11 protein-coding genes are annotated in these 11,689 nt (G+C 62.4%); 5 read left to right on the top strand and 6 right to left on the bottom strand.

From position 1 onward, the window contains the following. Positions 1-27: 27 nt before the first annotated feature. Positions 28-855, bottom strand: a complete 828-nt coding sequence (gene pflA / locus CQ14_RS01335; protein WP_057856151.1) for a pyruvate formate-lyase-activating protein — start codon at positions 853-855, stop codon at positions 28-30. A gap of 18 nt (positions 856-873) precedes the next feature. Further along, a complete protein-coding gene (gene pflB / locus CQ14_RS01340; RefSeq protein ID WP_057856152.1) occupies positions 874-3,141 on the bottom strand; it encodes a formate C-acetyltransferase in 2,268 nt (755 codons plus the stop codon). Positions 3,142-3,474: 333 nt separating this feature from the next. On the opposite strand from pflB, the gene CQ14_RS01345 reads away from it, so the two are divergent. From CQ14_RS01345 to fabI, 3 genes are read left to right on the top strand one after another with little or no spacing between them, the layout of a single operon-like run. Further along, on the top strand, positions 3,475-4,452 hold the full coding sequence (locus tag CQ14_RS01345) for a phosphate acetyltransferase (RefSeq protein WP_430650119.1): 978 nt from the start codon (positions 3,475-3,477) through the stop codon (positions 4,450-4,452). 5 nt (positions 4,453-4,457) lie between these two features. Further along, a complete protein-coding gene (locus CQ14_RS01350) occupies positions 4,458-5,672 on the top strand; it encodes an acetate/propionate family kinase (RefSeq protein ID WP_057856176.1) in 1,215 nt (404 codons plus the stop codon). Beyond that, positions 5,669-6,460, top strand: a complete 792-nt coding sequence (gene fabI / locus CQ14_RS01355) for an enoyl-ACP reductase FabI (protein WP_057856154.1) — start codon at positions 5,669-5,671, stop codon at positions 6,458-6,460. Before CQ14_RS01350 ends, fabI begins: the two co-directional genes overlap by 4 nt. Positions 6,461-6,566: 106 nt before the next feature. On the opposite strand, the gene CQ14_RS01360 is transcribed toward fabI, so the two are convergent. The 3 genes from CQ14_RS01360 to CQ14_RS01370 are packed head-to-tail and all read right to left on the bottom strand — an operon-like array spanning position 6,567 to position 8,350. After that, entirely contained in the window at positions 6,567-7,025 is a 459-nt protein-coding gene (locus tag CQ14_RS01360) for a MaoC family dehydratase (protein ID WP_057856155.1), read from the bottom strand. Between the two features lie 23 nt (positions 7,026-7,048). Then, positions 7,049-7,699: a 3-oxoacid CoA-transferase subunit B gene (locus CQ14_RS01365; RefSeq protein WP_057856156.1), complete on the bottom strand. Its 651-nt coding sequence runs from the start codon at positions 7,697-7,699 to the stop codon at positions 7,049-7,051. Between the two features lie 3 nt (positions 7,700-7,702). Continuing rightward, positions 7,703-8,350 carry a CoA transferase subunit A gene (locus tag CQ14_RS01370; RefSeq protein WP_057856157.1) on the bottom strand — a complete coding sequence of 216 codons (648 nt, stop codon included), beginning with the start codon at positions 8,348-8,350 and terminating at the stop codon, positions 7,703-7,705. A gap of 1,063 nt (positions 8,351-9,413) precedes the next feature. Between CQ14_RS01370 and CQ14_RS01375 the strand changes: the two genes are divergently transcribed. Both CQ14_RS01375 and CQ14_RS01380 read left to right on the top strand, forming a co-directional pair. Then, positions 9,414-10,544, top strand: a complete 1,131-nt coding sequence (locus CQ14_RS01375; protein ID WP_057856158.1) for an AI-2E family transporter — start codon at positions 9,414-9,416, stop codon at positions 10,542-10,544. Continuing rightward, positions 10,541-11,005 carry a potassium channel family protein gene (locus CQ14_RS01380; RefSeq protein ID WP_057856159.1) on the top strand — a complete coding sequence of 155 codons (465 nt, stop codon included), beginning with the start codon at positions 10,541-10,543 and terminating at the stop codon, positions 11,003-11,005. The genes CQ14_RS01375 and CQ14_RS01380 overlap by 4 nt, the downstream gene beginning before the upstream one ends. Here CQ14_RS01380 and CQ14_RS01385 read toward each other — a convergent pair. Further along, positions 10,983-11,666: a helix-turn-helix domain-containing protein gene (locus CQ14_RS01385; protein ID WP_057856160.1), complete on the bottom strand. Its 684-nt coding sequence runs from the start codon at positions 11,664-11,666 to the stop codon at positions 10,983-10,985. The two genes, CQ14_RS01380 and CQ14_RS01385, sit on opposite strands and share 23 nt — an antisense overlap. Between the last annotated feature and the right edge of the window lie 23 nt (positions 11,667-11,689).

Here is an 11,689-nt window from a genome sequence, read left to right on the forward strand (position 1 = left end):
CTGTTTCTCCGGATCGGTATCAACCTGTTAGCGGGCGCGGCAGCCCGCATCGCGAAACTGGCCGATAACCCGGTTCACCAGTTCGCGGGAGGGAGGCGGCGTATCCTTGTGCTTGTAGTCGATGCCCATCGCCTTCCACTTGAACGAACCCATCTGATGGAAGGGCTGCACCTCGACCCATTCGACGTTCTTCATGGGCGCAACGAACTTCGCGATGCCTTCGACATTTGCGGGATCGTCGGTGAGACCGGGCACAAGCGTGAAGCGGACCCAGACCGGCTTGCCGATCGACGCGAGACGCTCTGCGAAGCGCAGCGTCGGCGCGAGGTCCCGTCCTGTGACCTTGCGGTAGGTGTCCGGATCCGAGCTCTTGATATCGAGCAGCACCAGGTCGACGACCGACAAAAATGATTCATCGGCGCGATCGCCAAGGAAGCCCGAGGTCTCGATTGCCGTGTGCAGGCCCATTTCCTTGGCGCCGGCGAAGATACGCTTGACGAAGGCGAGCTGCACCATCGCCTCGCCGCCCGATATCGTCAGTCCTCCATCGATGCTTCGCAGCGCCGGAGCAAATTCACCGAGACGGCGCAGCACCTGCTCGGCCGATACGTAGGTTCCGTCCTTGAGATGCCAGGTATCAGGATTATGGCAATAGGTGCATCGGAGCAGGCAGCCCGAAACGAACAGCACGACCCGCAGGCCGGGACCGTCGTACCGGGATGAAGTTTCGTACGAATGGCAGTACCCGAAAGCGCCTTGCTCGTCCTTGAACTTGTCCTCATCGGGCGCGTCGGGCGAGGCGCCCGTACGCAGGTCGTGACGGCTTCCCGATTCGAGTGCACCCGGAGTCGACATCGATGACCCCCTTGGGGCTCAGATCTGGCCGTGGAAGGTGCGGCTGATCACGTCCCTTTGCTGTTCCGGCGTCAGGCGAACGAAATTGACGGCATAGCCCGACACGCGGATCGTGAGCTGCGGATACTTGTCCGGATTCTTGATGGCGTCTTCCAGCGTCTCCCTGTCGATCACGTTCAGGTTCATGTGGAAGCCGCCGCGCCCGAAATAGAGGTCGAAGGCCTTGGTGGCTTCGTCGACAAGCTGGGTTTCGGAAAGATGCGCCTTCTGCGGAGCGACGGAAACGGTGTAGCTGATGCCGTCGAGCGCATCCTTGTAGGGCAGCTTCGCGACCGAGAGGCACGAGGCAAGCCAGCCATGGCTGTCCCGGCCATGCATCGGGTTCGCGCCAGGCCCGAACGGCTCGCCCTTGCGGCGGCCGTCGGGCGTATTGCCCGTAGCCTTTCCGTAGACGACATTCGAGGTGATGGTGAGGACGCTTTGCGTGTGCGTCGCATTCCGGTAGGTCGGATGCTTGCGGATCTTCTGCATGAAGCTCGTCACGATTTCCGAGGCGATCTGATCGACACGGTCATCATTGTTGCCGAACTGCGGGGTCGATATGTTTCCTTCGTTCTGGTAGTCGATCACCAGGCCGGTCGCGTCACGGGCGACGCGAATCTTTCCGAACTTGATGGCGGCGAGGCTGTCGGCAACCACCGACAGGCCGGCGATCCCGAACGCCATGGTGCGCAGGATGTCGCGATCATGCAGCGCCATCTCCAGTCGCTCGTAGAAGTACTTGTCATGCATGTAGTGGATGCAGTTCATGGCATGGACATAGGTCCTGGCGAGCCATTCCATGGTCGAATCGAATTTCGCCATGACGTCGTCGTAGTTGAGGAAGTCGCCGGCAACCGGCATGCTTTGCGGTGCGACTTGTTCGCCGGTAACCTCGTCGCGGCCGCCATTGATGGCGTAGAGCAGGGCCTTTGCGAGGTTCACGCGGGCGCCGAAGAATTGCATCTGCTTGCCAAGCCGCATGGCTGAAACGCAGCAGGCGATCGCATAGTCGTCGCCCCAGTATGGCCGCATCAGATCATCATTCTCATATTGCAGCGATGACGTGTCGCGGCTCACCTTGACGCAGAAGCGCTTGAAGGCCATCGGCATGTGATTGGACCACAGCACCGTGATGTTCGGCTCCGGTGCGGGCCCGAGATTGGTCAGCGTGTGGAGCATGCGGTAGCTGCTCTTGGTCACCAGCGCCCGGCCATCGAGATCCATGCCGCCGACGCATTCGGTCGCCCAGTAGGGATCGCCGCTGAACAGCGCATCGTAGTCGGGCGTGCGCAGGAAGCGCACGATGCGCAGCTTCTGCACCAGTTGATCCCAAAGTTCCTGCGCGCCTGCCTCGTCGAGGGCGCCTTCCTTCAGATCGCGCTCGATGTAGATATCGAGGAAACTCGAGATGCGCCCGATCGACATCGCGGCGCCGTTGGCTTCCTTGATCGCGCCGAGATAGGCAAAATAGGTCCACTGGAACGCCTCCCGCGCGTTCATCGCGGGCTGCGTGATGTCGTGACCGTAGAGTTTCGCCATCGATGCAAGGTCTTGCAACGCACGCATTTGCTCGGCAAGCTCTTCGCGCATGCGGATGACTTCATCGTTGGGCCACATGTCGTCGATCTGGGCGCGTTCCTGGCGCTTGACCTCCAGCAGGCGGTTGATCCCGTAAAGCGCGACCCTGCGATAATCACCAATGATGCGCCCGCGGCCGTAGGCGTCGGGAAGACCGGTGATGATGCCAGATCGCCGGCAATTCATGATTTCGGGCGTATAGGCGTCGAACACGCCGTCATTGTGCGACTTGCGGTATTTGGTGAAGGCTTCGTGGACCTTGGCGTCCGGCTCGAACCCCGCCGCCTTGATGCCGGTTTCCACCATGCGCAGGCCGCCAAACGGGAAAATCGCCCGCTTGAACGGCTGGTCCGTTTGAAGGCCGACGATCACCTCGTTGTCACGGTCGATGTAACCAGCCGGATGCGCCAGCAGGGTCGAGGGATTCTGTGCGTCGACTGCAAGGACGCCCTTCTTTCGTTCTTCGGTAAAGTAGGGCTGCAGCTTGGCCCACACCGCCTTGGTGCGTTGCGACGGTGGGGCGAGAAACTTTTCGTCCCCCGTATAGGAAGAGACGTTGCGGACGATGAAGTCGCGTACGTTGATCGTGGATGACCAGTCGCCTGGCTGGAAGCCCCTCCAGGCATCCGTCTTGGCGTCCTGCTTGAGCGCTGCGCTACCCTTCATGATGCGTCTCCCATCCCGAGGAAATTGGTTTGAGGCCCGGCCGGCGGTACCATGCTGTTTTCTGCATGCTAGAGGCGGCGCGCGGGCGCTCCGCTTGATCTATGTCAAGCCGGAACGAGACCTTGGGCGTGCGTCAGCCAAAATTTGTGCAACGGTCCACTTTGGGCGCGGCCGATTTCCGCGGGCCGCCTTCGTGCGGCAGACGCTTGACCTAGATCAACGTTACCATGGCAGCGCGCTCCAAGCTCCAATGAATAAGCGAAGTGGGGTCGATGCTGCAGCTTTGCCGAATCCGCGGCGTCGTTGGTCCCGCTGCAACTTGTCGGAGCAAAAATGATGAGCACCAAGCCAGCCGCAGCGATTGGGACGCAGCCGGGATCAAAGTACGACAAGCTTATCGCGGCCGCGAAAGGCGTTCCGACGGTATCGACCATTGTGGTGCATCCCTGCGACGAGAGCTCGTTACGCGGTGCGATCGAGTCCGCGGAGGCCGGGATCATCAAGGCGATCCTTGTGGGGCCGGCTGCCAGGATCAAGGACGCAGCCGCCAAGCACAATCTGAACATTTCGGGCTGCGAAGTCGTCGATACGCCAAACACGGAGGCGGATGCCGCTACCAAGGGCGTTGAATTGATCCACCAGGGCAAGGGCGAGGTCCTGATGAAGGGAAGCCTGCACACCGACGAGATCATGCGAGCGGTGACCGCGAAGGTCGGCGGGCTGCGAACCGACCGTCGTATCAGCCATGTCTTCGTCATGGACGTGCCGGCCTACGCCGATACCGTGTTCGTCACCGATGCCGCGATCAACATCGCCCCGGACCTCGATGCGAAGCGGGACATCATCCAGAACGCCGTCGACCTCTTCAATCAGGCGGGCTTCGGCACGACGCCGCGGGTGGCGATCCTGTCCGCGGTCGAGACGGTCACCTCGAAGATTCCGTCCACCATCGAGGCCGCTGCGCTGTGCAAGATGGCCGACCGCAAGCAGATCACCGGAGCGTTGCTCGACGGGCCGCTTGCCTTCGACAACGCTATCGACCTCGAAGCCGCCCGCATCAAGGGCATCAAGTCGGAGGTCGCCGGCCGCGCGCAGATCCTGGTCGTGCCCGATCTGGAATCCGGCAACATGCTGGCGAAGAACCTTACCTATTTCGCCAAAGCGGACGGCGCGGGTGTCGTGCTCGGCGCGCGCGTTCCCGTCGTGCTGACGTCGCGCGCAGATTCGTCGCGGTCGCGGATGGCGTCCGCCGCCATTGCCGCGCTTCAGGCCAATGCCCGCCGCAAAGCCACTCCAATCGCCGCAGCGTGACCGCCATGGATACGATCCTCGTCGTCAATGCAGGTTCCTCAAGTGTGAAGTTTCAGATCTTCGCAGTCGATGGCGAAGGCGGACTTCGGCGCCAGATCAAGGGACAGATGGATGGCATCGGCAGCCGACCGCGGCTGCGCGCCAGCGGTCTCAACGGCGATCCGCTGGCCGATCGGGCCTATCCGATCGAAGCCGTGGCCGATGTTCCGGCGGCGATGGCGGTGGCAGGTGCCTGGCTGCGCGATGAGCTCAATGTAAATCCCATTGCGGTTGGCCATCGCGTCGTGCATGGCGGACCGGATCATGCGCGCCCGGTGCTGATCGACCACGCTGTCGTGGCGCGCCTGGAGCGCTATGTCTCGTTGGCGCCGCTGCATCAGCCGCATAACCTCGCGCCGATCAGGACGCTGCTCGGCAAATTCCCGACATTGCCCCAGGTTGCCTGCTTCGATACCGCATTCCATCGTGATCACGATGCCTTGGCGGATCATTATGCTATCCCGCATCAGCTTCATACCGAGGGTGTCCGGCGGTATGGTTTCCACGGGCTGTCCTACGAATACATTGCAAAGAGCCTGCCGCAGGTCGCGCCTGACATCGCCGGCGGTCGGGTGATTGTCGCTCACCTCGGAAGTGGTGCCTCGATGTGCGCGATGCGCGGCGGAAAGAGCGTCGAGAGCACCATGGGCTTTACCGCGCTCGACGGGCTCGCGATGGGAACCCGGCCGGGCCAGCTCGATCCCGGCGTCGTCCTCTACCTCATCGCGGAAAAGGGCATGTCGGCCTCGAACGTGCAGAATTTCCTTTACCGCGACTGCGGCCTGAAGGGGCTGTCCGGCGTCAGCAACGACATGCGGGAACTGGAGACGAGTGCAGACCCGCGTGCGGCGTTTGCAGTCGACTATTTCGTCTACCGCGTTGGTCTCAATGCCGGCATGCTGGCGGCGGCGCTGCAGGGCCTCGACGCCTTCGTGTTCACGGCCGGGATCGGCGAGAATTCAGTCTCGATCCGCGCCCGCATCGCCGAAAAACTGGCCTGGATCGGCGTCGCGCTTGATCCGGCAGCCAATGCAAAGCACGCCACGAAAATATCCCGCTCCGACAGCCGGATTCCCGTCTACGTCGTGCCCACCGACGAAGAGCTGATGATAGCTCAGCACACGCTGGCGCTGCTGATGACCCAGCGATCGCCGTCCCAACAACGCAAGAGAGTGTCATGAACATCCCGGTTTTCCCCGAGACCAAGGTCGCGCTGAAGGGCAAGAAGGGGTTGATCGTCGGCATTGCCAACGATCAATCCATCGCGTGGGGCTGCGCCAAGGCGTTTCGCGCATTGGGGGCCGATCTCGCGGTCACCTACCTCAACGAAAAGGCGAAGAAGCACGTGGAGCCGCTGGCCAAAGCGCTGGAATCGCCGATCTTCGAGCCGCTCGACGTCATGGTCGAGGGTGAAACCGAGAAGGTATTCGAACGGATCAAGAAGGAATGGGGACAGCTCGACTTCCTGCTCCACTCCATTGCTTTCTCGCCGAAGGGCGCGCTGCACGGCCGCGTGGTGGATGTCGACCGCGAAGGCTTTCAGAAGACCATGGACGTGTCCTGCTGGTCGTTCCTGCGGATGGCGCATCTGGCGGAGCCGCTGATGAAGAACGGCGGCACCATCTTCACCATGACCTATTACGGCAGCCAGATGGTGGTGAAGAACTACAATGTCATGGGCGTAGCCAAGGCGGCGCTCGAAGCGGCGGTGCGCTATGTCGCGGCAGAGCTCGGTCCGAAGGGTATTCGCGTCCATGCCATCTCGCCGGGGCCGCTCGCGACCCGCGCCGCCTCAGGCATTCCCGAGTTCGATGAGTTGATGGACAAGGCGCAGTCGCAGGCACCGGCGCGCAGCCTCGTCAGCATCGACGACGTCGGCAGGGCCACCGCATTCCTTGCGCTAGATGGCGCCAAGCTGATCACCGGCAGCGTGCTTTACATCGATGGCGGCTATCACATCATCGATTAGGCCGGCTAAAGCGGGATGATTTTTCTTCGAATCGTCATCCCGCTTTATCTTTTTGTTTGAGCATGATCGTTTCGGAAAACCGCTACACACTTTTCCGGATCATGCTCTAGCGGTAATGCAGGCCGATCACTTCGGCGACGCAGGCCGGCCGTTGGCCGCCTTCGATCTCGATCGCCACGCGATAATGCACCCGCAAGCCGTTGGGCGGTACGTCCTCCGCTTCCGCGATGCTCACGCGGCCGCGCAGCTTTGAGCCTGCGGGCACCGGCGCGAGATAGCGGATGCGATCGGCGCCGTAGTTCAGCGTGTTCTTCAGCCCCTTCAGGCCCATCACCGCGCGGATGAACATCGGTGTCAGGCTCAACGAAAGCAGGCCATGCGCGATGGTCTTGCCACCAGGCATTTCTTCTTTTGCTCGCTCTTGATCGACGTGGATCCACTGTTCGTCGCAGGTTGCTTCCGCAAACTTGTTGATGCGGTCCTGCGTAATCTCGATCCAGTCGCTGACGCCGACCTCCTTGCCGACGGCGGCCCTGAGGTCGTCGAATCCGTTGAAAACCTGCATGGCGTCGATCCGCGTTCTCGTTTCTAGAGCTTCATCTCCGGCACCCTGTCCGGAATGGCGAGCTCGGCTTCCGTCACCGCCAGCACCTCGGCGACTTTCAGGCCCGGCGCCGTCTCCAGCAGCGTAGCCTTGCCGCCGGGGAAGGCGATGACCGCCATATCGGTCACGACGAGGTCGACCGGACGTGCCGAGGTCAGCGGCAGGTTGCACTCGGCGACGATCTTGGACTTGCCCTTGGCGGCGTGCTGCATGGCAACGATCACGCGCTTGGCGCCAGTCACCAGGTCCATCGCGCCGCCCATGCCCGGTACCATCTTGCCGGGGATCATCCAGTTGGCGAGATGGCCGCCGGCGTCCACCTGCAGACCTCCGAGCACTGTAATGTCGACATGGCCGCCGCGGATCAGGCCGAACGACATCGCGCTATCGAAGGTGGCCGCGCCCGGCAGCGCGCTGATCGGCCTTCCACCGGCATCGGTCAAAAGCGGGTGCGCCATGCCCTGCTCGGGAATCGGGCCGGTGCCGATCAGGCCGTTCTCGGACTGAAAGAAAACATTCAGCCCGGCGGGGACGTAATTCGCGACCAGCGTCGGAATGCCGATGCCGAGATTGACGAGATTGCCGGACCGAAGCTCCTGCGCCACGCGGCGGGCAATGATGGTTTGTGCATCCATGGGTCACCCGTTCGCGATGAGATAGTCCACCAGCGGGCCTGGCGTGACGACATGATCGGGAGCGATGACACCGACCGGCACGATATGTTCGGCCGTGACGATCACCGTGTCAGCCGCCATCGCCATGACTGGATTGAAGTTGCGGGCGGTGAGGGCGTAGGAAAGGTTGCCGACGTAGTCGGCGAGGAACGCGTGCACGAGCGCGAAATCGGCGCGCAGCGCCGTCTCGAGCAGGTACGATTTTCCATTCACGTCGATCCTCTGCTTGCCGCCTTCGACCAGGGTGCCGACGCCGGTCGGCGTCAAGACGCCGCCGAGGCCGCAGCCGCCGGCGCGGATGCGCTCGACAAAGGTGCCCTGCGGGATCAGGTCGACGGTGATCTGCTTGCCCAGCATCTGCTGCTGCGCTTTCGGGTTGAGCCCGATATGGGTGCCGATCATGTTGGTGACCTGGCCGCCGTCGAACAGCTTGCCGACACCCTTGCCGGGCACCGCCGCATCGTTGCTGATCAGGGAAAGGCCCGACTTCTTCTGCCGCACCAGCTCGTCGAGCAGGCGTTCCGGCGTGCCTACGCCCATGAAGCCGCCGACCATGATGCTCGCGCCGTTGGGGATCATCGCGACGGCTTCTTCGGCGGAGACGGGCTTCATGATCTAACTCCGGCAATCGATCGGAGGCGGGATGGTTGCTCGAAAATGTGATGCCGGCCGAAATGCCGACCTTGATCTGGGTCAAGGGTAAGGGCCCACCCGTTCACGCTTCCGCGTCGCGCCGGATGCCGATGCCTTCGAGCAGCTCCGCCCACAGTTTCCCAACCTCGCGATGCCGGCCTTCGACCTCCGAACTGACCGCATCACGAGCCGGCTTGAGATCTTCGCTCTTGAGGAAATGAATTGCGGCTCGATCAGGCGGCTGCTCTCGAATTCGATCCGCCGCAAGGCCATTACGAAGTCATCGCCTGTCTCTGGTCGTTTCGGGACGGGCTGGAGAGGTGGGGACGCTGTTCGAGCGAATTCTGGAACAAGCGTTCGGGGTGTCGCAGAGCATCTGGCTCGGCACGCCGGTCAATCTGACCCTCGAGCGGTAAAGCGGCGAACTGCAACGGCGGATGCCGGAGCTCCGGCATCCTCATCTGTCGGCTCGTGGTAGTACCCGGCACCGGGCATTCGATGAATCTCGAATCGCCGGCCTTGTACGCCGGCTATTTCGGCGCATGGTTCGGCGGCCTCAAGGCCTAGCCGGCGTCCGTACTAACGATGCCGCTGAAGCGACCGCTGCAGGGTGGTGGCCAAAAAGCCGCGTTGCGCGCGCCACGCCAGCCCCGGGCCGCGTCGATAACGCTGAACTTACTCAAACACTACGAAAACAGTGCGAAAGCCAATGCCGCGGTGGAGGTCAAAGCCGCGCAGATCGCGCCTGCCGCAAAGATCAGTTCTCGGTACTGCATCGTCCAAGGGGCCCCTCTACGCATCACAGCAACTCCGCTGGGGGTAGGGCATCATCTTCCCCAATCGTGAAATCGGCAAATCACAAGCTCGCGTTGAGCGGTATTGGCTTGTTGGGCTGACCTATGGATGTATCTCCCATGGATGTATCTTGGGCCCAGTGGCTATTCGTTACCGGAAGGCTGCCTGCCTCCCGGGTTGATCTGAGTCAAACCGTAACCATGCAGAAGGCGGAATTCTCGCTGCCGGCAGACACGAGGGGCACGGCTTGCGGACCATCCGACAACTCCTCGCAGGCGAGGACGAAATCCAGCTGGCGGTCCGGCTCGCGCTCCTTGCGCTCTTGATCTACTGGTCGTTCGTCGTGCTCCGGCCGTTCGTGCCGATCCTCGCCTGGAGCGTGGTTCTTGCCGTTGCGCTCTATCCTGTCTTCAGCTGGCTCTCCGGCCTGCTCGGCAACCGTCCCAGGCTTGCCGCAACCCTGCTGACACTCGTCAATTTCGGCATCGTCATCGGTCCTGCGACCTGGCTCGGGCTCGGCGCGGTGGAGGGGATTCGCGATTTTGCGGCGCAGCTCGATGCCGGCACGCTCGTCGTGCCGTCGCCGCCCATAGGCGTCAAGGAGTGGCCAATCATCGGCGCGCAGCTCTACACCCTGTGGGAGCACGCATCGACCAATCTGCACGCGGCGATGCGGGAATTGGCGCCGCACCTGAAGCCGCTGGCCGGAACGATGCTCGGTCTTGCCGGCGGCGCCGGTATCGGGACCCTCAAGTTCCTCCTGGCGGTCGCGCTGACCGGCTTCCTGTTGCCAGCCGGTCCCCGGCTGGTCGCGGCGAGCAACCGCTTCCTGGCGCGCGTCGTGGCCGATCGCAGCGAGAGTTTCCTGGTGCTGGCGGGCGCCACCATCCGCTCGGTGGCGCAGGGCGTGATCGGTATTGCGGTCGCGCAAGGCCTCGTGATCGGGATCATCCTGAAGCTGGCTGATGTACCAAAGGCAGGACTGCTGGCCTTTGGCGTGATGATACTCGGTATCCTGCAGATCGGCTCGGCCGTGATCGTGATTCCGGTCCTCATATGGATCTGGGCGACCAAGTCCTTTATTGCGGCGCTCGTGATCACGCTTTGCCTTCTGCCGGCCTCGCTCGCCGACAACGTGCTGAAGCCCATCGTGATGGGACGCGGACTGACGACGCCCTCGCTCGTCATCTTCCTCGGCGTCATCGGCGGCACGCTGGCGCATGGCATCGTCGGCCTGTTCATCGGGCCAATCATCCTGGCGGTCGCCTGGGAATTGCTCACGGCGTGGGTGCGCGACGACGGTGCGACGGAGGTGCCGGTTGACACCGAGGCGGCGGCTCAAAAAAGCGCGGTACAGGGAATTGGAAAAGCGCGATGATGATCCAGCTCCTGGTCGGCTCATGCGTCAGCGTCATCAACATCGTGGTTCATGCGTTGGCGACCGTCGCCGCCATCGGCATCGCCCGCCGGGCCGCGCTCAAAGACACACGGCGTCCGCGCCTCTATCTGATGGGTGTCATGGTCGCGACCGTGCTGGTGCTCATGCTGGGGCACACGGTCGAGGTCGTCGTCTGGTCGCTATCCTACGCCGTGGTTGGCGCAGCACCTGAGGGCAGCGATCTCCTGTATTTCGCGTTCGTCAACTACACGACGCTCGGCTATGGCGACGTCATACCTGTCAAGGAATGGCGGCTGGTTGGCCCGATGGCTGCGATGAACGGCATCCTGATGTTCGGATGGTCCACCGCGGTGCTGTTCGAGGTTTTGCTCAAGACGATCGAGCGTCTCGGCGCGATTGCCGCGCCCGGAACGTCCTTCAGTGTTGCAGATCGTAGCTAGCGAGCTTGTCCCGGTCGCGCAGAACGATTTGCCGCTGGTTGTTGCCGATGAAATTGAGGATGCCGAGATCGTGCAGCCGCGACAGCGCGCGCGACACTGTTTCCAGCGTCAGCCCGAGATAGTCGGCGATGTCACGCCGGCACATCGGCAGCGCGAGAATGCCTGCCGCCGTCGAACGGTGGTCCATCTCGATCAGGAATGCCGCGACGCGCTCCAGCGACGTCTTGCGCCCCAGCAGCAGCATGTGATCTTCGGCGTGCCGGAGATTGCTCGTTGTCATGCTGAGCAGATTGCGGGCGACCTTTGCATCGCTCTCTGCCACCAGCTCGAGGCTGCGTCGTTTCAGCAGGCGGACGGTGGTGTCGATGATCGCTTCGGCGGTAAAGCGGTGCTCCGTCCCGATCTCGAGCCCGAAAATATCGCCGACGAGGTGGAAGGCGCCGATCTGACGGCGGCCATCGGAGAGCAGCTTGTAGCTCCGCACGGCGCCGGTCGCCACTTGATAGACATAGTCGGCCGGCTCCTTCTCGCCGAAGATTTCGGCACCCTTCTTGTAGCTGAATTCATTCAAATTGACTCTGATCGGCGCCCCGCCCTTGGGGTCACTCTCTCCAAAGATGCCGGGGAATTCAGCAAAGCTGGTGCTGATGCGGGCGAACATGGACCATCTCCTTGCTAGAACGA

The sequence above is a fragment of the Bradyrhizobium lablabi genome (assembly GCF_001440475.1).
GTDB classification, from domain to species: domain Bacteria; phylum Pseudomonadota; class Alphaproteobacteria; order Rhizobiales; family Xanthobacteraceae; genus Bradyrhizobium; species Bradyrhizobium lablabi.